This window comes from Salinispora pacifica CNR114 (assembly GCF_000514775.1).
In the GTDB taxonomy this organism is placed as follows: domain Bacteria; phylum Actinomycetota; class Actinomycetes; order Mycobacteriales; family Micromonosporaceae; genus Micromonospora; species Micromonospora pacifica.
In genome coordinates this window covers 173,750-198,186 of sequence record NZ_AZWO01000011.1, presented here as the reverse complement: position 1 = coordinate 198,186, position 24,437 = coordinate 173,750, and the positions used below count along the sequence as shown (strand labels likewise).

Below are 24,437 nucleotides of genomic sequence, written 5' to 3'. Positions count from 1 at the left end.
ACCACCACCGCCACCGCCACCCACACCACCACCCTCCCACCCGGCACCCACACCCTCACCGCCCACTACACCAGCACCAACACCTGCCCCAACAGCCAATCCACACCGGTAAACCTCACCATCNCCCCACCACCCGACGAACCCGACCTACCCATCACCGGCCCCAACATCACCACCACCGGCGCCGCCGCCCTCTCCATCCTGGCCGGCGTCATCCTCAGCTACGCCGCACGCCGACGCCCACCACACCGGACCACGTAAAAACAAGGTGCCACCAGTCCACACCACCAGCCCCTGGGGCTGCGAAGAGATTTTTCCGTTCCGGGAAGGACCACGTCATGACAGAGCGTGGAGTGCTCCTCGGCGGCTCAGAGCGAATCGGGCAGGTTGAATGAGACGAAGACCTCGGGGGAGAAGGCGGTGATCTCGGCGATCATGCCTTCGTCGATTCGGAAGACATTGAGCACCTGCGGACGGTAGATCGACTCGCCGGGACGACGTACGTAGCCGCCGATGGCCGGTTGCCCGTTGGCGTGCGCCGGCCGGGCTCACCATGTTCCGAAGCAAGCCGGCGAGGTCGGATCGAACTGTGCGACGAGAACTGCGACGAAGGCGTCCCGGCCGACGATCCAGAGCGGGTCCGGTGGCATCGTCAATTCCTTGAATCGTGGAGGACAGGGGTGGCCGGCGTGAGGGGGTGTGAGGCAGCCTGTAGGTCGGTAGCGTCGGGCGTGATACGCCTCTATGGGGGGGCGTTCGGCGCAACGCGAGGAGGTTCCTGGTGGATTCCTTGCCGGAGTTGACATTTGGGCAGCGGTTGAAGGTCTACCGGGAGCGGTCCGGGAAGACTCGGGCGGTGCTTGGTGGGTTGGTGGGCCGTAGCGCTGAGTGGGTCAAGGCGGTCGAGACCGACCGGATCTTGCCGCCACGACTTCCCATGCTGGATCGGATCGCGCGTGCTCTGAAGGTCGACGTGTCTGCCCTGGCCCTGGATTTGGGTGAGCGGTCTGTGGTGGTCAATGGGCCGGAGCATCCGGCATTGGCGTCGGTGCGGGATGCGGTGAACCGGGTCGTGTTCGCTGATGACGTCGCGGCGGAGTCGTTGGCCAGGCTGAGGGAGCGGCTGGCGACGGCATGGCGGGCACGTCATCAGGCGTCGGATCACCGGACGGTGCTGGGCGGGTTGTTGCCGGGGTTGCTGCGGGATGCGCAGCGTGCTGTGTTGGGGTACGAGAGTGACGAACGGCGGCAGGCGCAGGTGCTGTTGGCGGAGACGCTTGGATTGGCGCAGATGTTCATCGCGTACCAGCCTGCTGCCGAGTTGTTGTGGCGGGTGGCGGATCGGGCGATGGTGGCGGCGCAGGAGTCCGGTGATCCGGAGGCGGTGGCCGGTGCGGGGTGGTTCCTGTGCCAGGTGCATCGGGACGCTGGGGACTGGGACACCGCGATGGCGGTGACGCTGGACGTGCTGTCGGCCGTGGAGCCGGCCACGGTCGACGGAAGCACGAATCTGCTGGCGCTGTGGGGTGCGCTGAATTTCGAGGCCGCGTACACCGCCGCTCGTGCCGGTGAGGAAGGGCGGGCCTGGCGGTACTGGGATCGCGCGGATCGCGTGGCGCAGCGCCTGCCACAGGGTTTCTACCAGCCGCAGACGTCTTTTTCCCGGGCCATTATGGGCGCGCACGCAGTGACCGTGGCGGTGGAGTTGCAGAAGTCCGGCGAGGCCGTGCGGCAGGCCCGCCGCCACGGTGCGGCAGCGATCCCGTCGAGGCCGCGCCGGGCACGCCATTTGATCGAGGTCGCGCGGGCGCACTACGGCAAGGGCGATACGGAAGCGACGGTGGCGACGCTGCGGCAGGCATACGAGTTGGCCCCGGAGACAATCCGCTTCAACGGGTACGCCCGTCAGATCACCTTGGACCTGCTCGGCGGCCCGCGTGCCACCCGAGACGATGCCCGTGACCTCGCGGTCCGAGTCGGACTCGTCTCGTGATCCGGAGGTAGGAACCCTACCCATTTCAGGGTGCAACCCACCGTAGCTTGTCATTCACGGGATGCGGCGGGCGGTGCGAGTTGCGCCCGGTCGTCGTGTCCTCCTCAATCAGAGGGCGGCGAGGCTACCCTCGTGAGCGGCGAGGGAGGGTGCGTGCGGCGCGTCTCGTACGACGACTACCTGTCAGCCACCGCGTGGACGTTTGCCCGACGGCATCGTTCGGTCTGGTCGTGGCAACGATGGCGGCGTGTCTGCCGGTGCGGAGCCGAACTGCCGTGCCGTGCCCGGCACCGGATACCAATCAATCGTGCTCACTGGCCTCAAGAGGGCGAGCAGCGACCGGCGGGCCGGAGCAAGTGATCCTTGCGGTGCACGTCCGAGGGCTCGACGGCATGTGCGCTGGCTGTCGAGTGTGGTGGTCACGGCTGGCTCCTTACCCGTGCTGGCAGATGGAGTGGGCGATCAGCCGGCTCGCCCGCGCGAGCGTAGCCCGGTTCTTGGGTGGCGTGCGGTGACGGGCAACCCCTTTCCCAACGGGGGCCGGGTGCGTCGGGAGGGGCGGCCGATTGGGTGGCGGGACCGCGGCAACGCAGCGCGAGTGCGGCGAATCGGGTGGAGTCGTGGTGCTGGATGCTGGCTAGATGGATCGCATGCGCACCATCGTGAGCGAACGCCTCCGGCTGCGTCCTTGGCGAGACGAGGACGCCGACTTTCTGTTGGATCTCGAGTCGCGCTGGGAGGTCGTGCGATTTGTGGGCCCGCAGCCAACGATCATGAACGATCGCGAGAGCGCCCTCGCGTCGATCGCACGCCGACGCGCCATCGACGATCCGATCCACGGCATCTGGGCCGTAACTACGGCGGCGGACGGTCGGCTGGTCGGAAATCTCCTGCTCAAGCCGATTCCTTTGTCGGCGGGGGAGCCGGCCGGTGGGCCGACCGAGGTCGAGATTGGCTGGCAGCTGCATCCGGAATCCTGGGGGCACGGCTACGCCACCGAGGCAGCGGCGGCGGTCCTGTCGGACGCGTTCGACCGGGGGCTGCCGAGGGTCATCGCGGTCACGCATCCGGACAATCGGTCCTCTCAGGCAGTCTGCCGGCGGCTCGGCATGACACACCTGGGCCGAACAACGAAGTACTACGACATGCCGAACGAACTCTTCGAGACTGAGACAGCGAAGCCCCAGCCGATGTGAGACCCGATTGGCTTCGTCCCTTGTGGCAAGATGCCGAAGGTGGCGACCAGTGAAGCAGATTGGGAGGGTCGCGTCACGGCTCTCTGGCAGCAAGTCGACGAGTATGAGCCGGCCGAGTTCCGCGGACAGGTAGCGGCTTTGGCTACGGAGCGTGATCCTGAGGACGCAAAGGCCCTGTTCGAGCGGGCCTGTGCGAACGACTCCACCGGGCAGGGTGGACCAGGCAGCGCCGCTCAACCGCGGTGAACTCGGTCTTACCGCCATGGCTCGAGGCCGGCACGCCCTCGACCACGGCGAGCTCCTCACCAAGACGCAGGCCATCAAGCGGGCGAACGCTCCTACCTGGCTGATCGGCCAGCTCAGCGCCAAACGGCGCGGCGAAGCAGTGTCCCTGCCGCGGCCTCGGACAGCCTGGATCGCCTGGCGGGATGCCCGCCGGACAGTCGCCTACGCGAAGCGCACCCGGTGAGTCCACTCTCGCCCGCTGTGCCAACCTCGTCATCGATACTGTGGCCGTAAGTGATCATCGCATGATGGGGGATGCAGCGATGCCGTTGACGAATCCGTGGCTCGCGGAACCCGCGCCGACGCGGCGGCTGCCGCGGGACCGACTTGCGGAGCGCATCCGTAACCTGCTCTCGTCGCAGAACATGTGTGTGCTGGCCACAGCCGGGCCCGACGGACCGCTGGCCACCCCGGTGCGCTACTACCCACTCGACTTCGCGGTGATGTTCACCGCCGCGCCGCGGTCACCGAAGCTGCGCAACATCGCCGCGGACCCGCGGGTCTCGGTGGGGATCTTCGCCCCACTGGTCGGGCTGGCCAGCAGTCGCGGCGCGCAGCTCTTCGGCGCGGCTCGGGCGCTGCCACCCGACCATCCCGACCGCGAGCCCTACTGGGCCGCGTTCCGGTGGGAGAACGAGCACGCCGAACGGGGCCGATCGCTTGCCGAACCACCACGGGACACCCTGGTGGTGATCGAGGCGGACCGGATCGTCTACACCGAGCACTGGCTCCGACGGGAGGGCTTCGCCGCCCGTCAGTTCTGGCGACGCCGCGAGAATGAGCCCGAGGGCGGCGAACGCACCGGCTTCCACCCGGACGGCGACGCCTGAGCCCCGGCCGGGCGTCAGCCGCCGAGCTGTCCGACCTCGGTGATCCGGAGGACCGCCGCGCCCGCCTCGTCGGAGGCGGCGAGGTCCACCTCGGCGCTGATTCCCCAGTCGTGGTCACCTTCGGGGTCGTCCAGGATCTGGCGTACGGTCCAGGTCGCGCTGCCCTGCTCGATCAGTAGCAGCGCCGGCCCGCGGGCGTTCGGCCCGATGCCGATCTCCGGGTACTCCTCGAAGTACGGCTCCAGGGCGTCCTCCCACGCGGCGGCGTCCCAGCCGGCGGCGCTGTCCAGCTCGCCCAACTCGTGCCAGCGATGCAGGGCGGCCAACTCCACCCGACGGAACAGGGCGTTGCGGACCAACACCCGGAAGGCCCGGGTGTTGCGGGTGACCGCCGTTGGCTGGTCGTCCAGGGCGACGGCGACCTCGTCCACGTCGGAGGGGTTGCGCAGCCGCTCCCACTCGTCGATCAGGCTGGAGTCGACCTGGCGGACCAGTTCGCCCAGCCACTCGATGAGGTCGATCAGCTCCTCGGTCTTGGCATCCTCGGGGACGGTGTGCCGGAGCGTCTTGTACGCGTCGGCGAGGTACCGCAGGACGAGGCCCTCGGATCGGGTCAACCCGTAGAACTGTACATACTCGCCGAAGGTCATCGCCCGCTCGTACATGTCCCGGACGACGGACTTGGGGGAGAGCTGGTGGTCGGCCACCCAGGGGTGCCCCTGGCGGTACATCTCGTAGGCGTTGTCCAGTAGCTCGGCGAGGGGCTTGGGCCAGGTGACCTCGTCGAGCAGTTCGAGGCGGGCTTCGTACTCGATGCCTTCGGCCTTCATCGCGGCGACCGCCTCACCGCGGGCCTTGAACTGCTGTGCGGAGAGCACCTGGCGCGGGTCGTCGAGGATCGACTCGATCACGCTGAGCACGTCCAGGGCGTAGGCCGGGGACTCGCGGTCGAGGAGCTCGATTGTGGCGAGGGCGAGGGGCGACAGCGGCTGGTTGAGGGCGAAGTCGAGCTGGAGGTCGACGGTGAGTCGAGCCCGTCGGCCGGACTCGTCCGGCTCGGGTAGTTCCTCGACGACCCCACCGGCCCGCAGCGCCCGGTAGATGGCGATGGCGCGGCGGATGTGCCGGCGCTGGGCGGCGCGGTCCTCGTGGTTGTCGGTGAGCAGGTGTCGCATCGCCGCGAACGCGTCGCCGGGGCGGCCGATGACGTTGAGCAGCATGGCGTGGCTGACCTGGAAGCTGGAGGCCAGGGGCTCCGGATCGGCCTCGACCAGGCGTTCGAAGGTGGGCTTGCCCCAGCCGATCGACCCCTCCGGTGGCTTCTTTCGGACGACCTTGCGGCGCTTCTTCGGGTCGTCGCCGGCCTTCGCCAGGGCCTTCTCGTTCTCGATGACGTGCTCGGGTGCCTGCACCACGACCCGGCCGAGGGTGTCGAAGCCGGCCCGTCCGGCACGGCCGGCGATCTGGTGGAACTCGCGGGCCTTGAGGAGGCGGGTCCGGGTTCCGTCGTACTTCGACAGCCCGGTGAAGAGCACGGTGCGGATCGGTACGTTGATGCCGACCCCGAGGGTGTCCGTGCCGCAGATGACCTTGAGTAGCCCGGCCTGGGCCAACGTCTCGACCAGACGGCGGTACTTGGGCAGCATCCCCGCGTGGTGCACGCCGATGCCGTGTCGGACCAGCCGGGACAGGGTCTTGCCGAAGCCGGAGGTGAAGCGGAAGTTCCCGATCGCCGCCGCGATCATGTCCTTCTCGGCCCGGGTGCAGACGTTGACGCTCATCAGCGCCTGGGCCCGTTCCAGGGCCGCCGCCTGGGTGAAGTGTACGACGTACACCGGGGCTTCGCGGGTCTCCAGTAGCTCCTCCAGGGTCTCGTGCATCGGCGTCGTGGCGTACGAGAAGAGGAGAGGGACCGGGCGTTCGGCCGTCTGGACGACGGCGGTCGGGCGATCGGTGCGGCGGGTGAGGTCGGCGACGAACCGGGTGGTGTCCCCGAGCGTGGCGGACATCAGGATGAACTGTGCCTGTGGCAGCTCGATCAGCGGCACCTGCCACGCCCAGCCCCGATCCGGCTCGCTGTAGAAGTGGAACTCGTCCATGATCACCTGGCCGACGTCCGCGCGGGTGCCCTCCCGCAGCGCGAGGTTGGCCAGGATCTCCGCGGTGCAGCAGATGACCGGCGCGTCCGGGTTGACGCTGGCATCGCCGGTGAGCATGCCGACGTTGTCGGCCCCGAACACCTCGCACAGCGCGAAGAACTTCTCCGACACCAGCGCCTTGATCGGGGCCGTGTAGAAGGTCGTCCGGTCGTCGGCGAGCGCGGCGAAGTGCGCCGCCATCGCGACCAGGCTCTTGCCGGACCCGGTCGGCGTATTCATGATCACGTTCGCGCCGGAGACGATCTCGATGACCGCCTCCTCCTGGTGCGGATAGAGATCGAGGCCGCGCTCGGACGCCCAACCGGCGAACGCGTCGTACAGGGTGTCAGGGTCGGCGCTGGCCGGCAGCGCGGCGGTAAGTGTCATGGCGGGGTCCATGGTGCCCCGACCATCACCGCCCGCGCCAACCGGGCCGGTCATCGGCGTCCCGTGGGGGCTCAGCGGCGGTGGTAGATCAGGTCGGCCACCGGTCGGCCGGCAGCCAGGGCGCGGCGCTCGAACTTCGTCACCGGGCGGTGCGCGGGACGGGGTGCGAAGCCGTCGTGCGGGTTCGCCAGCCCCGGATCGGCGTCCAGGGTCCGCCGCATCGCCTCCGCGTACTCGGCCCAGTCGGTCGCGCAGTGCAGCGCGCCGCCGGTCGCCAATCGTGAGCGCAGCAGGGCGACGTGATCGGGCTGGATGAGGCGCCGTTTGTGGTGGCGGACCTTCGGCCACGGGTCCGGAAAGAAGACGTGCACCGCGTCGAGTGAGCCGACGGGCAGAGCGCTGACCAGGTCCAACGCGTCGCCCTCGGCGATCCGGACATTGCTCAGGGACTGCCGCTCCACCAGGTCGAGGAGGTTGGCGATTCCCGGCGTGTGCACCTCGACCGCCAGATAGTCTCGGTCCGGATCGGCGGAGGCCATCGCCACGGTGGCGTCGCCCATCCCAGAACCGATCTCCAACACCAGGGGCGCCCGGCGCGGGAACAGGACAGCCGGCTCCACCGGCGTGCCGGGCACCTCCGGGACGGTCAGGCCGTACCGCGGCCACAGCTGTCGCAACGCGCTGGTCTGGCGCAGCGACATCCGGCCGCGTCGCGGGTGAAAGGTCCGGATGCTCCGCGCGGGAGCGGTGGGGTGAGAGTCGGTGATGGTCACAGCGATCCGAGCGTACGCGAGGACCGCGTCGAATCGGATGTGATGTGCGACGGGGATGTCGGATTCCCCGTGCGACAGGCCGGGTGTGCATGGCCGCCCAGCCGGGTCGGGAGGGGGCTGTGGTGAAGGGGACCCGCGGGGGCCTGGTGGCGATGGTCGCGGTCGCGGTCGTCGGCCCACTGCTCGCGGTCGTCGTCGGCCTGGTGCTCGCGGTCGGGGTCGCGAACGCGACGGCCGGGCCAGCCTCAGCCCAGGTGGTGTCGGCCGGACCGGCTGCTGCCGGGCCGGCATCGGCCTGGTCCTCCCCCGTCGCGGCGTCGACTCCCGAGGCAGCACTCCGCCCGGTTGCCGCACCCATGCAGCCCGAGGGACCGAAGCCGTCGACCGTCTTCGTTGAGGTAAGCCCGAGCACGGTGAAGGCCGGCTACCTGGTCTGGATCCGGGCGAGTTGCCGGGACAACTCCATCCCGGCAAACGTCTGGTCCGACGCCTTCGGCCGCGTCCAGGTGAAGCCGGACAATGGGCTGTTGACCGCGACGGCGAGGGTGCGGGAGCGAACCCTGCCCGGCAGCTACCGGGTCAAACTGGAGTGCCGCGGCGGTGAGACCGCGACAACGATGCTTCAGGTCGTCAAGTCCGTCACGCCCAGTCGTGGCCCGGCTACCGGGTTCGGCGGCTCCGGCAGCAACTTCTCCGCGGAGCTGCTGCTACCGGTCGGGGTCGGGCTGACCGTGGCGGGTCTGGTGGTGTGGCTGGTGTCCCTCCGCCGACTCCGCGGGGCTGCCCGCCGATGACCAGGGCCCGTGCGGTCCGCACGGCCCGCCGACCGGCGGGCCGGCGTAGCCCGTGGGTCGTACCGCTGGCCGTGCTGCTGGTGCTGGTGGGGGTCTTCGCCACGGGTGCCGGGCTGGGCCGGACCACCGGCTCCCTGGAGTGGGCGAGCACGGCAGACGTGGACCGACCCGCCGGTGGGGCCGGGCCGGAACCAGCCACCAGCCGGCCGGTCCGCCTCGCCGTACCCGTGATCGGTGTCGCCGCGCCGATCGCGCCGGTGGGGCAGGCCCGGGACGGCTCGATCGCCGTCCCGCCGTTGGAGCGGGCACACGAGACCGGCTGGTACGACCGGGGACCGGTCCCCGGCGAGCCGGGACCGGCGGTCATCGTCGGTCACGTGGACACCAGGGACGGTCCGTCGGTCTTCGTTGACCTGCACCGGCTGAGTCCCGGTGACCCAATCGAGGTGACCCGGGCCGACGGCTCGGTGGTGGGATTCCGGGTCGACTCGGTGGAGCGCTTCCCCAAGGACCAGCTTCCCGCCGAACGGGTGTACGGCGACTCCGGGCCGGCCGTGCTGCGCCTGATCACCTGTGGTGGAGCCTGGGTGGGGGGCCGCACCGGCTACGCCGACAACGTCATCGCTTTCGCCACGATGACGTGAGACCCGGGCCCGGTGATCCGGTCAGGAAACCGCGTCGCGGGCCGGGTAGCCGAGGAGCTCCACGAGGTTTCCGGTCGCCGCGGTGAAAGCCGCGTAGACCTCGTCGTCGAAGTGGTTACGCCAGTCGCCAGCTTTGCCCTTTCGGTAGTGGGAAACCTTACCCGCGGTTTCCCGATCCTTCCGCATCCTGGAGAAGCTGTAGCGGGACAACAGGGCCTCCAGCTCGGTGGCGGGCAGGGTGATCCCGCAGTGCCGCATCAGCTGGTCCACCTCCTCCGCCTGCCGCTCACCGGTCAGGTCCTCGTAGCGGAACAGCCGGAAGGTCTCGGAGCTCGGGGCGGCCGCCCACGACCGGAGTTGCTTGAAGAGGTTCCGCTTGGAGTGGCGTTCGATGACGTAAAGTAACCCTTCCTTCATCGGAATTTCCTGCAGTGTTTTCCGTGCCTGGAGGATGTCGCCCATGGGGGCATGTGAGTTGCGCAGCGAAAAGTAGCTTGAAATGACGATATCGCGTGGGTCGCGAATTACGAAGAAGGCGCGATAGGTGCCGGGTTTTGAAATCTTCTTGAAGCGCGGGTAAGAATGAAATAGGGCCAGACCTGCCCGGCCGGGTGGAATGACGGGTAGCTTGCGTCGCTTGTAGAAGCGTGGGTCGTAGGGGAGCAGGCCGGAGTGGCGGTAGACGGTGGGGTCGCTGAACAGGGCTTTGATCCACTGGCTACCCGTCTTGTGTACCGTGCAGTGGTAGATGTTGTCGAACTCGCACCGACTGACCACCGGGACGAGGAGCCGCTTTCTCGCATTGTGGGCCTCGAGCTGTACGCGGCGTGCCATCCGGCGCGTCAAATTGGGTGAGTGTTGCTTGGCGAACTCTATTGTTCGATTGAGCATTATCGAAGCCTTGTCTGCGCCTTCAGGGTGGGGGAGCTCTGGGCTTATTGTAGGGGTGGTGGTGTTGGTCGAATCCCGGGATCTAACCGTTCCCATCCCGGTATGTCAACGTGCCACTAGGAATATCCCCGACGGTCCAATTAAAGTCAATGCTACCCTTGGTGATTGACTAGTAACGCAGAGTGTGGCATGAATTGTCGCCGCCCGGGTACTCAGAACGCCTCCACCACCGGGACAAGGTCGGCGTCCACGACGATCGGAGCATGGTCCGAGGGGCCCTTACCCTTGCGGGCCTCCCGGTCCACGTATGCGGCCCGGACGACGCGGGCGAACGGAGCCGAGGCGTACACCAGGTCGATCCGCATGCCCTTGTTCTGATGGAACATCCCGGCCCGATAGTCCCAGTAGGTGAACGGGTGCGGGCCCTTCATCGGGGTTGGCACGACGTCGGCGAGGCCCAGATCGCGTAGCGCCGCGAGTGCGGCTCGTTCGGCGGGCGTGACGTGGGTGGAGCCGGTGAACAGGGTCGGATCCCAGACATCCGCGTCGGTGGGGGCCACGTTGAAGTCGCCGCACACCACCAACGGTGCGTCGCCGGTCAGTTCGCCCTCCAGCGTGTCCCGGAGTGCGCCGAGCCAGGCCAGCTTGTACGCGTAGTGCGGGTCGTCGAGGGTTCGGCCGTTGGGCACGTAGACCGACCAGACCCGTAGTCCGGCGCAGGTGGCGGCGAGGGCGCGCGCCTCCGGATCGGGGAAGCCCGGCTCGTCGGGGAAGCCGAGGGTGACATCGGTCAGGCCGACCCGGGACAAAATGGCGACCCCGTTCCACCGGCCGTCACTGTGGCTGGCGACCGTGTAGCCGAGCGCGCCAACCTCGGCGACCGGGAACGCGCCGTCCGGGCACTTGGTCTCCTGGAGGCAGACGACATCTGGGTTCGTGCCCGCCAGCCAGTCGAGCAGCCGAGGCAGGCGGGCCTTCACGGAGTTGACGTTCCACGTCGCCAGGCGCATGTGTCCCAGCCTGCCCGATCTGTCGCCGACCTGCTGCCTGCCCGGGGCGTGTCGCCGCCGGGCTGTCGGGGAGGGCACTCGGTGCCGCTCCCCGTCCCGCGCTCTGGCGGGGCCCGTCGGGCCGCGGGTGATCGGGCTCAACGTTCCGACGGGGGCCCCTGCGGTCGGCTTGGCGACCCGTCGGAGCCGGCGGCCGGTTCAGCCGCCGGGGTTGTCATTGGGGCGGGTCTGCTCGGCCAGGAAACGTTCCAACTCGGCACCGAGTTCGTCGGCGGTCGGCAGGGCCTCGGCCCCGATGTTGAGCAGGTTCGGTTGGCCGCGTCCCCGGGTGAAGGTGTCGTACTGCTCCTCCAGCGCCTGGACCAGCGCTGCGGCGTCCTCGGTCTGGGCGACCTGCCGGTCGATTTCCGTCCGCACCGCCTCGGTCGCGGCCCGCAGATTCTCGCTGGGAAGGAGGAGCCCGGTGCTGCGTGACACCGAGGCGAGCAGCACCTCGGCCGCGGCGGGGTACTCGGTCTGCGCGACGTAGTGCGGCACGTGCGCGGCGAAGCCCAGCGCGTCCCGGCCCTGCTCGCCGAGGCGGTACTCCAGCAGGTATCCGATGCTGCCCGGCACCTGCACGCGTTGCAGCCATGGCTCGTAGCCCGCGGTGAGTTCACGTCGGGTGGCGTGGGCGGTGACGCCGGTGGGGCGAGTGTGTGGCACCGCCATTGGGATGGCGTTGAGCCCGACGGTCATCCGGACGTCCAACCGGGCGGAGAGCCCGGCCACGGCGGCGACGAAGCGTTCCCATTGCAGGTCCGGCTCGGGACCGGTGAGCAGCAGGAACGGGGTGTCGGCATCATCCCGGAGCAGGTGCAGCTCCAGGGCCGGCGCGTCGTAGGACTCCCAGTGGTCCTCGACGAAGGTCATCACCGGCCGGCGCGAGCGATAGTCGAAGAGCTGGTCCAGGTCGAACCGTGCCACCGGCCGCGCGTCGAGCGAGGTGAGTAGTTGCTCGCGTGCCAACCGGGTGGCGTTACCGGCGTCAACGAAGCCGGAGAGCGCCTGGATCAGGACGGGCTGCCCGAGGTCGGGCAGATCGTCGGTGAGTTCGTAGAGCTCGTGTGGGTCGAGCACCGGTGCGGACCTCCCTGGATGTGGCTGTGGGCCGTCATGCACGAACGGCACCCGGTTGGGGAAACTACCCGCAGTCCCGCGGCATTCCGCCGGGCCCCCGGGCCGGGTCCCGGTCCGCGCTCCCGGCCGGGCCTGCCAGGATGGGCGTTCGCTGCGCCGGGCCGCCCCTGCCGACCCGGGGGGGGTGAGCGACGACCGGCGTCAACTCGCCGTACGCTTGCCAACTGGTCAGGCGCGGTGGACGGAGCATTCGGTGGGCCGGTGCGGGGTTGTCCCGGCGAGATACATCTGGATACAGCACCACGGAAGGAGGCCGACATGTCTCACATCCACCGGATCGGGGCGTTCCTCCACTCACCCAGCGGACAACATCGATCGAGGAAGGCGGCGAAGGCAGAGCCTGCCGCGCCGCAGCAGCCGGGGGGCCGCGGTGCAACCCGGGCACCATCGTTGACCGTGTCCGGGCCAGCGGTGAAGCTGGCAAGCAGGCCGCCCAGCCGCAGACCCCGGGGAGTCCACAGTGACTGACTCCGCGCCCGCCGATGGTCAGCCCGGCGCTCGCCCGCCGCGGACAGCCGAGGCGGCCCCGGCCGTTGCGGAGCCGCCAGCCGGGCTGTGGGACCGGATGCGCGAGGACCCGCAGTACGCACCGGAGCACCTTGCTCTGGCGGCGGTGCGCCAACTAGGCCCGGAGGCGGCTCAGTGGGCGCGGCGGGTCCGCGCCGAGCAGTCCGAGCCGGTGCCGGAGGAGGCCCTGGCCGAGCAGGCGGTTCGCCGATTCGTCAACCACGCCCGGTTCCCCGAAGTGGCCTCCGGAGCGCCGGGCCTGCCCGGCCTGGTGATCGACGTGGGTCTCCTCGCCTGGACCCAGGCCCGAATGGTGTTGCACGTCGCAGCCGCCTACCGGCTGGACGCCACGCACCCCGACCGCGCCGTTGACCTGCTGGTGTTGCAGAAGGTGCACAAGGCCGCGCACGACGCACGGCTTGCGCTCGGGGCGGCCGCCGGTCGAGAGCGCGCTGATGCGCTCTTCGGCCCTGGCGCCCGCCAGGCCCCGTTCGGTCAGGTCCCGCCCGGTCAGGCTCCGCCCGGTCAGGTCCCGCCCGGCCAGGTGACGCTCCGCCTCGGTGCCCAACTTGCCCAGATGGCCGGTGCGCGGGCCACCAAGCGGGTTGTCGCGAAGGTGCTGCCGGGGGTCGCCATCGTCCTGGGCACCTGGGCGAGTTCCTCGGCGACCAAGGAGCTCGCCGCGCGGTCACGGGCGTTGTACCACCAGCACAGTGGGGTGGGTTGCCGGTGTGCTGCCCCGGAGGACCGCCGACTCAGGCGACGCCTCCCCAGGCTGCCCAGGTGACCTCGGCGAGCCGCTCCTGGCCGGCGAGGTTGGGGTGGAACCAGTCAAAGGTGCTGACCAGGTCCAGCGTGAACCGGAGCCGGTGGGCGGCGCCGTCGTCGTAGCGGCAGCGGGAGCCGTACGCCGTGCAGGCCGCGGCGAGCTGATCGTTGTAGTCGGCGACCCGTTCGCGTACCGCATCTCGTCGGGAACGATCCGCCGGGTCGGTGGAGGTCGGGTTCTTGAGCAGGGCCGGGCAGATTCCCAGACTCCAGGCCCGTACCGCCCGTTCGTTGGTGTGCCCCACCTCCCAGAGCCGGTACAGGTCCGGGATGCTTACCACCAGCAGCCGCGCCTTCGGCAGCTCCGCACCCAGCACCTGCAGCCCCCGGTCCACCTGACTCCGGAACGTCGCCACCGGGGTCATCGCCGCCACCTCGCCGTGACAGACGTCGTTGGCGCCGATGAGCACGGTGATCCGATCCGGTCGGTCCCGCGTCGCCTGCTCCGCCTGGCCGGCGAGCGCGGACGCCCGGGTTCCCGCCTGAGCGTGGTTGAATGCCTGCCCACGGATCGCCGGATCATGGTCGAGTAGCCGTCGGTAGTGGCTCCCCAACCGGAGGCTGTTCCCGGTTGACCAGGAGTTGCGTTCGCACGGGGTCACCACCAGGCAGGAACCGAAGCCGGTGCTGATCGAGTCGCCGAGGGCGGCGATCCCGCCGGCCTCGGTGCCGGGTGAGCCGGGACTGGGGCTGGGTGCGGTCCCGCCGCCGTTTTCGCAGGCGAGTGCGACGAGCGCGAGTAGGCAGACGACGGCGGTGACCCAGCGTCGAGGCATGGCTTCCCCAGGCGGCCGAGTGGCGAGTGATTGCCTGGGCACTCTATGAGTGCGGTTGGGGCCGCGGTCGGACAGTGTCGGATATCCAGCACCGAACTGCGCTGCGGCTTCCGCCGGCTCGCGGGACAGCGGACAGCGGTGACGGTAGTCGCGGTCGTCACCGCTATCCGCGGTTGCTCCTCATCGTGCCGCGGGCGGGAGGTCGGCCGTGCAGCCACCAGCCGAGGGCCTGGGTGATCCGGGGCAACACCACGTACGTCATCAGCGGTGTCAGCGTCAATGTCATGAGCAGCACGCGAGCCGGCACCGGGACGTCTGGGATGAACCGGCCGGTCAGCAGGGTCGCGGTCAGACTGAGGGGGAAGAACGCCAACCAGATCGTCACTGCCTGCTTCCAACGCGGCGGCGACGGTGGCGGAGCGGTCGGCGCTGCGCTGACCGGCTCGACAACCTGCCCCCGCCGGGAGAACCAGCCCTCGACCCCGGTCCGGCGTTCCACCTGGGTGTGCTCGACGACGCCCTGCGCTGAGGCCAGCCACCAGTGCCGCTGCGGTGACTCCTCCCAGCGACGCAGCGTCTCGTCGTCGGCGAACCGGTAGAGCATGTGCCACTCGCCGGATCCGGGGGCGCTGCGGATCCATCCGGCCCCGAGGAAGCCGGGAAACGCCTCCGCCAACGCCGTACCGGCGCGCATCCACGCCACCATCTCCTGGGTCCGAGCGGGGTCGGTACGTCGGGAGACTGAGACGGTCACTGGCATCGCGGGCGTCATGGTCATGTCCCCATGTTCCTCGCCGACACCCGGATCTGCCGGTGCGCGGTACGTCGGTGTAACGCGACTAACCCGGGTGGTGAGCCGACTCACCGTAGCCAGCCCGAACAGCCGGAACAACCGGCTGGGAGATGCCGCTGGCCGGGACGGGCTCCGGGTTAGGCGGGCCCTGGGCGGGTAGGTCCAGGTGATGACGAGATCGCAGCCCCGGCGTGCCCGTGGCACCGTCGGTCACGCCTACAGCGCGCTCAATCTTCGCCTCGTGCTCGCCAGCTTCGGCTTGGTCACGATGGTGATCTTCGGTGTGCTGGCGTTCCGGGCGGGGGTGGTCTGGTTGGGGGTGTTATGCGCCCTCTTCGCCGTGGTCGCCGTCGTCGACCTGGTGATCATCCAGCGGCGACGGGGCGCTCGCCGCCGGGAGGAGCCGGGCACCCGGCATTCGTTGTTCGAGTGACAGGAGTTCGCGATGCCCATCGCCACTACCAACCCGGCCACCGGCGAGACGCTGAGGACGTTTGCGCCGATCTCGTCCGAGCAGGTGGAGGCGGCGGTCAGCCGGAGCTCCCACGCGTTTCGGCAACTGCGAGACACGACCGTCGAGGAGCGTGGTGACTGGCTCAACAGGGCCGCCGCCCTGCTGGAGGCCGAGCGCGACGACGTGGCCCGACTGGTGACGACAGAGATGGGAAAGACCTACGCCGCTGCCCGGGCCGAGGTGGCCGTCTGCGTGAACGCCTGCCGCTTCTACGCGACGAAGGCACCGGCGTTCCTCGCCGACGAGCCTGCCGACGCCGCTGGTGTCGGTGCCGCTCGGGCCTTCGTCCGGTACCAGCCGCTCGGGCCGGTGCTTGCGGTGATGCCCTGGAACTTTCCGCTCTGGCAGGTGCTCCGGTTCGCCGCGCCGGCGCTGATGGCTGGCAATACCGGCCTACTCAAACACGCCTCGAACGTTCCCCAGAGCGCTCTCTACCTGGAGGACCTCTTCCGTCGGGCCGGCTTTCCGCCGGGGGCGTTCAGCACCCTGCTGGTCGGCTCGGACGCGGTGGAGGCCATTCTCCGTGATCCGCGGGTTCGTGCCGCGACGGTGACCGGCAGTGAGCATGCTGGACGCGTCATCGCCCAGATCGCCGGTAGTGAACTGAAGAAGACCGTGTTGGAACTCGGCGGCAGCGACCCGTTCGTGGTGATGCCCTCGGCCGACCTGGATCGGGCCGCCGAGGTGGCGACCGCTGCCCGGTGCCGAAACAACGGCCAGTCCTGCATCGCCGCGAAGCGCTTCATCGTGCACACCGACGTGTTCGACGCCTTCGCGGAGCGGTTCGCCGCGCGGATGTCCGCGCTGCGGGTGGGTGACCCGATGGCGGAGACCACCGACGTGGGTCCACTCGTCAGCGAAGAAAGCCGTGCCGAGATCGTCGCCCAGGTACGCGACGCCGTTGACCAGGGTGCGACCCTCCGCTGCGGGGGTGAGCTGCCGGCGGGGGAGGGCTGGTACTACCCGCCCACGGTCGTCGCCGATCTCACCCCGCGGATGCGGATGTGGGCCGAGGAGGTCTTCGGGCCAGTCGCCGGGCTGTACCGAGTCTCGTCGTACGACGAGGCGATCGAGGTGGCCAACGGCACCGCGTTCGGGCTCGGTGCGAACGCCTGGACCCAGGACCCGGCGGAGCAGGAGCGGTTCGTCATCGATCTGGAGGCGGGCAACGTCTTCGTCAATGGTATGACCACCTCCTTTCCGGAGCTGCCGTTCGGTGGGGTGAAGAACTCCGGGTACGGCCGTGAGCTGGCCGCGGTGGGGATGCGCGAATTCTGTAACACCAAGACCGTGTGGGTTGGTGGCGACGGCCGTACCGATTCGGTGGCGGCGCTCGCCGAGTAGAGCCCTTGGGTGGTGACGCGAGCCAACCGGATGATCGTTGGGCTCGGTAGCGGTGAGATTCGCCGCGCCACGCCGGGTCGGGGTGCCTCCTTGAGACAACGGCCGCTCCGCCTGGCAGGCTGCCTCCCATGACCTTGAAGCTGCGTTCGTTCGGCATGAGCGACCGTGGGCTGATCCGGAGTGGGAACCAGGACGCCCTGTACTCAGGTAGCTGGCTCGTCGCCGTCGCCGACGGTATGGGTGGGATGGCCGCTGGTGATCTTGCCAGCTCGATGGCGATCAGTTCGATTGCGCCAATCGACGTGGCGACCCCGGAAGATGAGCTGGTAGCTGCGTTGCAGCGGGCCATTGCGGTGGGGACGGCACGAATTCGGCAGGCCGTCAGTGCGGAGCCGGAGCGCCAGGGCATGGGTACCACGCTGACCGCCCTGCTCCTTTCCCGAACGGGCAGCTGTCTCGCGTTGGCTCACGTCGGTGACTCCCGGGCATACCTGTTCCGCGAGGGCGTGCTCAAACAGATCACTCGGGACGACACGTTCGTGCAGCTCCTCGTTGACCAGGGGGTCATCACCCCCGATGAGGCGAGTAGCCACCCCCGGCGAGCGGTCGTGACCCAGGCGCTGCAGGGCGAGGAGGTCTCCCCGGCCTACGCGACGATGGTCCCCTGGGCCGGCGATCGTTGGTTGCTGTGCAGCGATGGGCTGTCGAACGTGGTCCGCCCCGAGACGCTCACCGAGGTGCTCGCCGAATACCCCGACCGGACCGAGTGCGCCCAAAAGTTGATCGACCTGGCGCTGCACGCCGGCGGCCCGGACAACGTCACCGCCGTCGTTGCCGACCTGGTGGCGGAGTGAGCCTCAGCGGCGGCGCGGATTGGCCCGCCGGGTCGGCTCGGCGGTCGTCGGATCCACCGGCCAGGAGTGCCGTGGGTAGCGCCCGCGCAGCTCCGCCCGCACCTGCGGGTAGCCGGACCGCCAGAAAGAGCCCAGGTCCCCGGTGACCGCGACGGGACGCCCGGCGGGGGAGAGGAGTCGCAGTAGGACGGGGACCCGACCAGCAGCGATCCGGGGTGCCTCCGGCCAGCCGAAGGTCTCCTGGAGCCGGACCGCCAACACCGGTGTGGTCGGATCCGTGTAGTCGACGCGGATCCGGGAACCGCTGGGCACCGTGAGTCGTTCCGGGGCGATTTCGTCCAGGCGGGCCGCGAGTGGCCAGGGCAGCAGGCGGCGCAGCGCGGAGAGCACATCAATCCGGGCCAGGTCGGCCCGTCGTCGCGCCCCAGCCAGCTCCGGCGCGAGCCAGTCCGGCGCCGCCGCCAGCAGCGCCTCGTCGCCCACCTCGGGCCACTCGTCGCCGAGCGCCGTGTGGCAGAACGCCAACCGCTCGCGTAACGCCCGGGCCGCCGGGGACCAGGTCAGTAGCCCCAGCCCGGTACGGCGCAGGCCGTCCACGAGCGCGTTGCGCAGCTCGTCCCGGTTGGGCGCGGCGAGCGGGCGTTCGACGAGGTCGAGGGAGCCAAGTCGGACCACCTCCCGAGCCACCACATCCGTCCCGGACCAGGCCACCTCGCGCGTCGTGGTCAGCAGCGAACCGCCGACGGACCGGGCGGTCGCCTCGTCGATCGGAGCCGCCAGTCGGATTCGGGCAGCCGGTGCGCCCGGCGTCCGATCGGCGACCGCGACCGCCAGCCACACCGAATCAGTCAGTGCCGAACCGGGCGCCAGCGTTGCGGCGGTCCCACCACTCATCAGGTATGTCGGGTCGCCCGGCCGCCGGACGCGGGCCAGCCGTTCCGGGTACGCCAGGCCGACGACCAGCCCCGCGGCCAGGTCGTCGGGGAGGCTGGGCTCCGACGACCTCGGTGCCGGGCTCGCGGGCAGGGCGGTACGCAGCCGGCGTACCTCGGCTCGCCAGCGGTTGGTGGCGGTGGCGTCCGTTCCGGAGCGAAGCCGTCGCAGCGCGGCGGTGAGGTCGTCCCCGGGGCCGGCAACCCCCTCCTCGGCGAGGAGGGCGACCACCTCGGCCGCACGGTCCGGGCCCAGCTGGGCGGCACCGTCGATCAGGGCGCGGCCCAGCCGGGGGTGCGTGCCGACCGCGGCGATCGCCCGGCCACGGCTGGTGACCCGCCGGTCGGCGTCAAGCGCGCCAAGCGCGACGAGAGACTCCTGGGCCACGGCGAGCGCGGCCGGCGGCGGTGGGTCTGGCAGCGCGAGGCCGTGTCCGTCCGGCGTGCCCCAGGCCGCGATGTCCAGCGCGAACCGGGTGAGGTCGGCGGTGGCGATCTCTGGCTCCGGCTGTGCGGCGAGTCGCTCGTGGTGCGCCGCCGACCAGCAGCGGTACACCTGTCCCGGGCCCTCCCGGCCGGCCCGACCGGCCCGCTGGGTGGCGGCGGCCCGGGACACCGGGACGGTGACCAGCGCGCCCAGCCCACGGGCGAGGTCCGTGCGCGCGACGCGGGCCAGCCCCGAGTCGACGACCACCCGTACCCCCGGCACCGTCAGGCTGCTCTCCGCGACCGATGTCGCCAGCACCACCCGCCGACGGTCGCGGTCGGAGCTGGCGCGGGGTGGGGCGTCGGGGGCGCCGAGCCGGAACGGTTGCGCCCGCAACACGGCGTCCTGCTCCGCTGGGCGCTGCCGGCCGTGCAACGGCAGGACCGCGACCTCCGCGGGCAGGCCGGCCAGTCGGGCGCTGATGGCAGCGATCTCGCCAGTACCGGGGAGGAAGGCCAACACGTCGCCGTCGTGCTCGCGCAGGGCTCGCCGGATGGTGGCCGCGACATGGTCGAGTAGCACCGGATCCACCCGGCCGCTGCCGGCGGGGAGGACCGGGCGGGGCGGCGGTGCCCAGATCCGGGCCACCGGATGCGCCGCCGCTGACACCTGCACCACCGGTGCGGGCGTGTCACCGCCGAGCAACGCGGCGACCCGATCCGAGTCGGGGGTGGCCGACATGCCGAGTAGCCACAGCTCCGGGCGGAGCGCGGCCCGCGCCTCCACCGTGAAGGCGAGCGCCAGATCGGCGTCGAGCTGCCGTTCGTGGATCTCGTCGAGCAGGACGGCGCTGCTGCCGGTCAGCTCCGGGTCCCGGTGTAGCCGGCGAACCAGCAGGCCGGTCGTCACCACCTCGATCCGGGTACGTGGTCCGACGCGGCGATCGCCCCGAACCGCGTACCCGACCCGCTCGCCCACCCGTTCGCCGAGCAGCGCGGCCATCCGGCGCGCGGCGGCGCGGGCGGCCATTCGGCGGGGCTGTGCTACCAGCACCCGGCCGGTCACCTCCTCGGCCACGGCGAGCGGGAGCAGTGTGGTCTTGCCGCTGCCCGGCGGCGCAACCAACACCGCGGTGCCGGTAGCGCGCAGCGCCGCCAGCACCGCGGGTACCACCGGCCGGACCGGCAGGTCAGTGGGGGCTTCGGAGAACACGGCAGGAGTGTCCCACCGGCGGTGGGTCAGTCGCCGCGTACCCCGTCGATGCCGGCGACGAAGGCGCGCCAGGCCCGGGTGGAGAAGGCGAGCACCGGGCCGTGACGGTCCTTGCTGTCCCGGACTGCGACCTGGTTGGTCGATGTGGACATCTCGATGCAGTTGCCGTTGCCCACACTGCGGCTGCTGGTGCGCCACTCAGTCCGGTCGAGCGCCGTCATCACGTACCCCTCGTCAATGCCGGCGTGCCTCGCCGGCGTTACTTAAAGTTACGAGAAGCTGCCAAAAGATGTGCCTGGGACGCTGCTGGATCGAGCGCCAGACGGCGCAGCTCCTCGTGCACCAGGCTATACCCAGCAACGTGATCCGCCCCCTCCAGAGCCAGGCCTGTCGTGAGATTTTCCAGGTAGACCACGGCCGCGTCGGCCGTGTCGGCGAAGGCCAGGATGACGTAGGGCGCGCTCATGGCGGGGTGCCCGCCGGCCGAGAAAGGTAGTACCTGCACCGTAACGTTCGGTAACTGTGCGACCGTCGCGATGTGCGCGAGCTGGTCGGCCATCACCGAGTTCCCGCCGACCGGCCGGCAGAGCACCGCGTCGTTGAGAACGACCGACAGCTCCACCGGGTTGTCGCGGTGCAACACCTCTTGGCGGCGCAGCCGCGCGGCCACCTTTCGTTCCAGGCCTTCCTCGCCGGCGGTGCGCCGGAAGACCTCTCGCGCGTACGCCTGGGTCTGGAGGAGCCCGGGTACGGCCTCGCCCTCGTAGGTGTGCAGTGCGGCGGCCTCCGCCTCCAACCCGACGTAGAACTCGAACCACTCCGGCAGGACGTCGCTGTAGCTCTGCCACCAGCCGCGCTGCTGGGCGCCGCGGGCGATCTCGATCAGTGCCTCGGCGTCGGCGCCGGTCACCTGGTAGAGGGCGAGAGCGGCGCGGACGTCGCGCGGCTTGATGCCAATCTGGGCGTTCTCGATCCGGGACAGGTTGCTCTTGGACATGTCCAGTTGGCGCGCAGCGGTGTCGAGCGTCATGTTGGCATGCTCGCGCAGCTGGCGGAGTTCACGGGCGATACGGCGGCGGCGTACGGTCGGGCTCGCGGTCACCCTCCGAGTCTGTCACGACAGGATCCCCAGGTCGCACGAATACGGAGTGCAACCCTCCTAATTGGGAGTTGCAGTTCAGCGCGGTGCAGTGCATTCTTGCCCAGTTGCGATCACTGTGGATGAGACAGGTGGGAGGACCGGGTTGCTGGTCGCCGACGAATTCTTCCTGATCGCCCACAACGATACCCGGGGTAGGGCGAAGCTACATCCGTCCGCCACCGGCCTCGGGCTCGCTGGCTGCCTCCTAAGTGAATTAATCCTCGGCGGACATATCACTGTGGCTGGTGGTGACCTTTCGGTCGTCAATACTCGGCCGCCTGCCGATGCACTCGCCCATACCGTGTTGGACCAACTGGTCGGCGAGTCACAACACCAGTCGGTGCGAATCTGGCTCAGCTTCCTCGCACAGAGTGCCGCCACCTCGGTGGGGGAGCGGCTGTCCCGGGCGGGCGTGCTGCGTCGTCAGGAGAGCCGGCGGCTCCTGCGCAGCAAGGTCGGCTATGTCCCGGTGGATCCGAACGCGGCAGCCTGGCCGGCGACCCGCCTGCGGTTACTGCTGGAGCGGTCGGACCCCCCACCGACCCTCGCTGACGCGGTGCTACTCGGGCTGACCGCCGCGGCGGGGCTGAGCCGGGAGCTGTTGTGGAGCGTCGGACCCCGAGCCGAGCACCGGTTCACCGAACTGGTTGCCTCACTGCCGCTGCCATTGAAGGAACTGCAGACACAGACCGAGGCCGCTGTCGGGGCGGCGGTGCTGCGCGGTTCCTCGTGATCGCGAATACAACATCCCTCGTGTTTCTCAACCGGAGTGGTTATGCCCTCGACAGCAACCATGGAAAAGCCGAGCAACGTCTCTGAGGCGCTGGCCCGTGGCCGGCTCGGTGTGCCATCGGTGGTCTTCTTCGTCCTTTCCGCGGCCGCGCCACTAACCGTGGTGGCGGGTGTGGTGACCACCGGCTACGGCGTCATCGGCGTGCTCGGCATCCCGCTGGCCTTCCTCATGATCGCCGCGTTGCTCGCCCTCTTCTCAGTTGGCTACGTGACAATGGCACGCCGGCTCGTCAACGCTGGCGCCTTCTATTCGTACGTCTCCCGCGGGTTGGGTCGTCCGGCCGGTGTCGGCGCCGCGTGGGTGGCGCTGATCGCGTACAACGCCCTGCAGGTCGGGCTGTACGGCACCATCGGCGCCGCCGCCGAGCCGGTCCTGGACCGGCTCTTCGGCGTCAGCGTGCAGTGGTGGCTGGTGGCCCTCGGCGCCTGGGCGTTCGTCGCCGTGCTGGGGCTGCTTCGGGTCGACATCAACGGCAAGGTCCTCGCGGTGCTGCTGCTCGCCGAGATCGCAGTGGTCCTGGTGTTCGACCTCGCCCAGCTGGGCAACCCCGCCGGTGGCCAGGTCAGTTTCGCCGCGTTCGCACCGGACAACCTCTTCGTCCCCGGCCTCGGCGCGGTGCTGGTGCTGGCGATCCTCGGTTTCGTCGGGTTCGAGGCGGCGGTGGTGTTCAGCGAGGAGAGCAAGGATCCCCGCCGGACGGTGAAGGTGGCCACCTACCTGTCTATCGCGATCATCGCGGGCATCTACGCGCTCTCGTCGTGGAGCATGACCGTCGCGGTCGGGCCGGACCAGATCTTCGAGCAGGCCGGCGAGCAGAGTGTCGCGCTGATTTTCAACCTGGCCGCCGAGCATCTCGGCGACACGGTCGTGACCATCGGCCAGGTGCTGTTCCTGACGTCGGTGGTGGCCGCGATGATCTCCTTCCACAACACCACCGCCCGGTACGCGTTCGCCCTCGGCCGGGAGCGGGTGCTGCCGGCGGCCTTCGGGCGGACCTCGCCGAGCAGCGGCGCCCCTCGCACGGCCTCCCTCGCCCAGAGCGCTCTCGGCCTGGTCGTGATCCTGCTGTACGCGGTCAACGGGTGGGACCCGATCGTGCAGCTCTTCTTCTGGTGCGGTACCAGCGGCTCGTTCGGGGTGCTGCTGTTGATCGCCACCACCTCGATCGCGGTGATCGCCTACTTCGCCCGCGATGGCCAGGGGGAGTCGCTGTGGCGGCGGGCAGTGGCACCCGGGCTCGCCGCGGTGGCGTTGCTGGGCGTCTTCACCCTGGCGGTACTCAACTTCGCCGACCTGCTCGGCGTCCCGGCCGACCACACCCTGCGCTGGGGAGTCCCGATCGCGTACCTGGTGGCCGCGCTGCTGGGCGTGGGGTGGGGGCTGGTCCTGCGGGCCAGCCGTCCGGCCATCTACGCCCGGATCGGGCTCGGCGCGGAGAGCGCCGCCACGGGCCTGCCGGAGACGACCGATCCGCCGACAGCGGCGTCGGAGCGGGCGGAGGCCCGGCGGTGACCGGCATCGGTGTCGAGCGTCTCGGGCCGGAGCGGACGCAGCTGGTCGCGGAGCGGGTCGCCGCGGCGTTCCTGGTGCTCGACGCGTCGCGCTGGCTGGTGCCCGACGCCGGCAAGCGGGAGGTGGTGCTCGCCGGGCAATTCGAGATCGTTGTTGATCACGCGATGCGGCACGGCCTGGTCTTCGGCACCACCGACCTGACCGGGGTGGCCGTCTGGCTTCCCTCGATCGGCGCGAATCCGGCGCCACCGCCACCGGACTACGATGCCCGGCTCGCGGCGGCGTGCGGCGAGTGGAGGGATCGCTTCGCTCACCTCGATGAGCTCTTCGCCGCGAACCACCCGCAGCCCGACCACCATCATCTCGCCTTCCTCGCCGTGCAGCCGGACCGGCAAGGCCAGGGAGTGGGCAGTGCGTTGCTGCGGCACCACCACGCGTGGCTGGACGCCGAGCGGATGCCCGGATATCTGGAGGCCTCCAGCGAGTTGGGCGTCGAGCTCTACGCCAAGCACGGCTATCAGGTACGTGAGCCGTTCCGGTTGCCCGACGGCACGCCGTTCTGGCCGATGTGGCGGGAGCCGGCGCTGATCTGACCACATGGTGACCGGGCGGCAAGCCCGGCGACGGTGTCTGCCGCCCCGCTCGGCCCGCGCCCTGGCCTCCCGCCTGCCGGCGCGGGCCGAG

At 70.0% G+C, this 24,437-nt stretch carries 23 protein-coding genes and 2 pseudogenes; 15 read left to right on the top strand and 10 right to left on the bottom strand.

Going from position 1 to position 24,437, the window contains the following annotated elements; genetic code table 11:
• From B118_RS32130 to B118_RS0108515, 6 genes and pseudogenes are all read left to right on the top strand, one after another.
• A pseudogene (locus tag B118_RS32130) lies at positions 1-261 on the top strand (cell wall anchor protein); the annotation flags it as partial.
• A gap of 520 nt (positions 262-781) precedes the next feature.
• Positions 782-1,993, top strand: a complete 1,212-nt coding sequence (locus tag B118_RS0108535; protein ID WP_028192644.1) for a helix-turn-helix domain-containing protein — start codon at positions 782-784, stop codon at positions 1,991-1,993.
• A gap of 149 nt (positions 1,994-2,142) precedes the next feature.
• Positions 2,143-2,508, top strand: coding sequence for a hypothetical protein (locus tag B118_RS32725; protein WP_027645292.1), 366 nt, complete (start codon positions 2,143-2,145; stop codon positions 2,506-2,508).
• Positions 2,509-2,643: 135 nt separating this feature from the next.
• Positions 2,644-3,189, top strand: a complete 546-nt coding sequence (locus tag B118_RS0108525; protein ID WP_027645291.1) for a GNAT family N-acetyltransferase — start codon at positions 2,644-2,646, stop codon at positions 3,187-3,189.
• Between the two features lie 244 nt (positions 3,190-3,433).
• Positions 3,434-3,658, top strand: a pseudogene (locus tag B118_RS31590) (hypothetical protein); the annotation flags it as partial.
• A 79-nt stretch (positions 3,659-3,737) separates the two neighbouring features.
• On the top strand, positions 3,738-4,304 hold the full coding sequence (locus tag B118_RS0108515; RefSeq protein ID WP_018220292.1) for a pyridoxamine 5'-phosphate oxidase family protein: 567 nt from the start codon (positions 3,738-3,740) through the stop codon (positions 4,302-4,304).
• Between the two features lie 14 nt (positions 4,305-4,318).
• Here the strand turns inward: B118_RS0108515 and B118_RS0108510 are convergent, their stop codons facing one another.
• Both B118_RS0108510 and trmB read right to left on the bottom strand, forming a co-directional pair.
• A complete protein-coding gene (locus B118_RS0108510) occupies positions 4,319-6,829 on the bottom strand; it encodes a DEAD/DEAH box helicase (RefSeq protein WP_026185264.1) in 2,511 nt (836 codons plus the stop codon).
• Positions 6,830-6,900: 71 nt separating this feature from the next.
• Positions 6,901-7,602 (bottom strand): tRNA (guanosine(46)-N7)-methyltransferase TrmB, encoded by a 702-nt coding sequence (gene trmB / locus B118_RS0108505; protein WP_026185263.1) that lies wholly within the window; start codon positions 7,600-7,602, stop codon positions 6,901-6,903.
• Positions 7,603-7,691: 89 nt separating this feature from the next.
• Between trmB and B118_RS0108500 the strand changes: the two genes are divergently transcribed.
• Positions 7,692-8,396 (top strand): hypothetical protein, encoded by a 705-nt coding sequence (locus tag B118_RS0108500; RefSeq protein WP_018220289.1) that lies wholly within the window; start codon positions 7,692-7,694, stop codon positions 8,394-8,396.
• Positions 8,393-9,040: a class F sortase gene (locus tag B118_RS0108495; RefSeq protein ID WP_018220288.1), complete on the top strand. Its 648-nt coding sequence runs from the start codon at positions 8,393-8,395 to the stop codon at positions 9,038-9,040. The genes B118_RS0108500 and B118_RS0108495 overlap by 4 nt, the downstream gene beginning before the upstream one ends.
• A gap of 21 nt (positions 9,041-9,061) precedes the next feature.
• Here B118_RS0108495 and B118_RS0108490 read toward each other — a convergent pair whose 3' ends face one another.
• From B118_RS0108490 to B118_RS0108480, 3 genes are all read right to left on the bottom strand, one after another.
• Positions 9,062-9,931, bottom strand: coding sequence for a sulfotransferase domain-containing protein (locus B118_RS0108490; RefSeq protein ID WP_026185261.1), 870 nt, complete (start codon positions 9,929-9,931; stop codon positions 9,062-9,064).
• 212 nt (positions 9,932-10,143) lie between these two features.
• The gene (locus B118_RS0108485; protein ID WP_018220286.1) at positions 10,144-10,941 is read right to left on the bottom strand and encodes an exodeoxyribonuclease III; all 798 of its coding nucleotides are present in this window, start codon (positions 10,939-10,941) and stop codon (positions 10,144-10,146) included.
• A 198-nt stretch (positions 10,942-11,139) separates the two neighbouring features.
• Positions 11,140-12,060: a proteasome assembly chaperone family protein gene (locus B118_RS0108480; protein ID WP_018220285.1), complete on the bottom strand. Its 921-nt coding sequence runs from the start codon at positions 12,058-12,060 to the stop codon at positions 11,140-11,142.
• Between the two features lie 520 nt (positions 12,061-12,580).
• Between B118_RS0108480 and B118_RS0108475 the strand changes: the two genes are divergently transcribed.
• Positions 12,581-13,414, top strand: coding sequence for a hypothetical protein (locus B118_RS0108475; protein WP_033662232.1), 834 nt, complete (start codon positions 12,581-12,583; stop codon positions 13,412-13,414).
• On the opposite strand, the gene B118_RS0108470 is transcribed toward B118_RS0108475, so the two are convergent.
• On the bottom strand, positions 13,383-14,231 hold the full coding sequence (locus tag B118_RS0108470; RefSeq protein ID WP_028192642.1) for an SGNH/GDSL hydrolase family protein: 849 nt from the start codon (positions 14,229-14,231) through the stop codon (positions 13,383-13,385). The genes B118_RS0108475 and B118_RS0108470 overlap by 32 nt on opposite strands.
• A 163-nt stretch (positions 14,232-14,394) precedes the next feature.
• The gene (locus tag B118_RS0108465; protein WP_028192641.1) at positions 14,395-15,009 is read right to left on the bottom strand and encodes an antibiotic biosynthesis monooxygenase; all 615 of its coding nucleotides are present in this window, start codon (positions 15,007-15,009) and stop codon (positions 14,395-14,397) included.
• A 184-nt stretch (positions 15,010-15,193) separates the two neighbouring features.
• On the opposite strand from B118_RS0108465, the gene B118_RS0108460 reads away from it, so the two are divergent.
• The 3 genes from B118_RS0108460 to B118_RS0108450 all read left to right on the top strand — a co-directional run bounded on the left by B118_RS0108460 (position 15,194) and on the right by B118_RS0108450 (position 17,736).
• Positions 15,194-15,457, top strand: coding sequence for a DUF6343 family protein (locus B118_RS0108460; protein ID WP_018220281.1), 264 nt, complete (start codon positions 15,194-15,196; stop codon positions 15,455-15,457).
• A gap of 12 nt (positions 15,458-15,469) precedes the next feature.
• Positions 15,470-16,882 (top strand): NADP-dependent succinic semialdehyde dehydrogenase, encoded by a 1,413-nt coding sequence (locus tag B118_RS0108455; RefSeq protein ID WP_028192640.1) that lies wholly within the window; start codon positions 15,470-15,472, stop codon positions 16,880-16,882.
• A gap of 128 nt (positions 16,883-17,010) precedes the next feature.
• Positions 17,011-17,736, top strand: coding sequence for a PP2C family protein-serine/threonine phosphatase (locus tag B118_RS0108450; protein ID WP_018821303.1), 726 nt, complete (start codon positions 17,011-17,013; stop codon positions 17,734-17,736).
• 3 nt (positions 17,737-17,739) lie between these two features.
• Here the strand turns inward: B118_RS0108450 and hrpB are convergent, their stop codons facing one another.
• Genes hrpB through B118_RS0108435 form a run of 3 tightly spaced genes read right to left on the bottom strand, consistent with a single transcriptional unit; the run spans position 17,740 to position 21,409 of the window.
• Positions 17,740-20,307 carry an ATP-dependent helicase HrpB gene (gene hrpB, locus B118_RS0108445; RefSeq protein ID WP_028192639.1) on the bottom strand — a complete coding sequence of 856 codons (2,568 nt, stop codon included), beginning with the start codon at positions 20,305-20,307 and terminating at the stop codon, positions 17,740-17,742.
• A gap of 26 nt (positions 20,308-20,333) precedes the next feature.
• Positions 20,334-20,528 (bottom strand): DUF397 domain-containing protein, encoded by a 195-nt coding sequence (locus B118_RS0108440; protein ID WP_018220277.1) that lies wholly within the window; start codon positions 20,526-20,528, stop codon positions 20,334-20,336.
• A gap of 38 nt (positions 20,529-20,566) precedes the next feature.
• Positions 20,567-21,409 carry a helix-turn-helix domain-containing protein gene (locus B118_RS0108435; RefSeq protein ID WP_018220276.1) on the bottom strand — a complete coding sequence of 281 codons (843 nt, stop codon included), beginning with the start codon at positions 21,407-21,409 and terminating at the stop codon, positions 20,567-20,569.
• Positions 21,410-21,551: 142 nt separating this feature from the next.
• Here B118_RS0108435 and B118_RS0108430 point away from each other — a divergent pair, with 142 nt between their 5' ends.
• Genes B118_RS0108430 through B118_RS0108420 form a run of 3 tightly spaced genes read left to right on the top strand, consistent with a single transcriptional unit; the run spans position 21,552 to position 24,346 of the window.
• On the top strand, positions 21,552-22,181 hold the full coding sequence (locus B118_RS0108430) for a GOLPH3/VPS74 family protein (protein WP_018220275.1): 630 nt from the start codon (positions 21,552-21,554) through the stop codon (positions 22,179-22,181).
• Positions 22,182-22,223: 42 nt separating this feature from the next.
• A complete protein-coding gene (locus tag B118_RS0108425; RefSeq protein WP_026270478.1) occupies positions 22,224-23,753 on the top strand; it encodes an APC family permease in 1,530 nt (509 codons plus the stop codon).
• Positions 23,750-24,346, top strand: coding sequence for a GNAT family N-acetyltransferase (locus B118_RS0108420; RefSeq protein WP_018220273.1), 597 nt, complete (start codon positions 23,750-23,752; stop codon positions 24,344-24,346). Before B118_RS0108425 ends, B118_RS0108420 begins: the two co-directional genes overlap by 4 nt.
• Positions 24,347-24,437 lie beyond the last annotated feature (91 nt).

What these genes read in the sequence shown, in the direction of transcription:
- B118_RS0108525 (WP_027645291.1), top strand. Translation starts at nt 2,644, where the DNA reads ATGCGCACCATCGTGAGCGAACGCCTCCGGCTGCGTCCTTGGCGAGAC.
- B118_RS0108515 (WP_018220292.1), top strand. Translation starts at nt 3,738, where the DNA reads ATGCCGTTGACGAATCCGTGGCTCGCGGAACCCGCGCCGACGCGGCGG.
- B118_RS0108510 (WP_026185264.1), bottom strand. Translation starts at nt 6,829, where the DNA reads ATGACACTTACCGCCGCGCTGCCGGCCAGCGCCGACCCTGACACCCTG.
- B118_RS0108500 (WP_018220289.1), top strand. Translation starts at nt 7,692, where the DNA reads ATGGCCGCCCAGCCGGGTCGGGAGGGGGCTGTGGTGAAGGGGACCCGC.
- B118_RS0108495 (WP_018220288.1), top strand. Translation starts at nt 8,393, where the DNA reads ATGACCAGGGCCCGTGCGGTCCGCACGGCCCGCCGACCGGCGGGCCGG.
- B118_RS0108490 (WP_026185261.1), bottom strand. Translation starts at nt 9,931, where the DNA reads ATGCTCAATCGAACAATAGAGTTCGCCAAGCAACACTCACCCAATTTG.
- B118_RS0108485 (WP_018220286.1), bottom strand. Translation starts at nt 10,941, where the DNA reads ATGCGCCTGGCGACGTGGAACGTCAACTCCGTGAAGGCCCGCCTGCCT.
- B118_RS0108470 (WP_028192642.1), bottom strand. Translation starts at nt 14,231, where the DNA reads ATGCCTCGACGCTGGGTCACCGCCGTCGTCTGCCTACTCGCGCTCGTC.
- B118_RS0108465 (WP_028192641.1), bottom strand. Translation starts at nt 15,009, where the DNA reads ATGACCATGACGCCCGCGATGCCAGTGACCGTCTCAGTCTCCCGACGT.
- B118_RS0108460 (WP_018220281.1), top strand. Translation starts at nt 15,194, where the DNA reads ATGACGAGATCGCAGCCCCGGCGTGCCCGTGGCACCGTCGGTCACGCC.
- B118_RS0108455 (WP_028192640.1), top strand. Translation starts at nt 15,470, where the DNA reads ATGCCCATCGCCACTACCAACCCGGCCACCGGCGAGACGCTGAGGACG.
- B118_RS0108450 (WP_018821303.1), top strand. Translation starts at nt 17,011, where the DNA reads ATGACCTTGAAGCTGCGTTCGTTCGGCATGAGCGACCGTGGGCTGATC.
- B118_RS0108440 (WP_018220277.1), bottom strand. Translation starts at nt 20,528, where the DNA reads ATGACGGCGCTCGACCGGACTGAGTGGCGCACCAGCAGCCGCAGTGTG.
- B118_RS0108425 (WP_026270478.1), top strand. Translation starts at nt 22,224, where the DNA reads ATGCCCTCGACAGCAACCATGGAAAAGCCGAGCAACGTCTCTGAGGCG.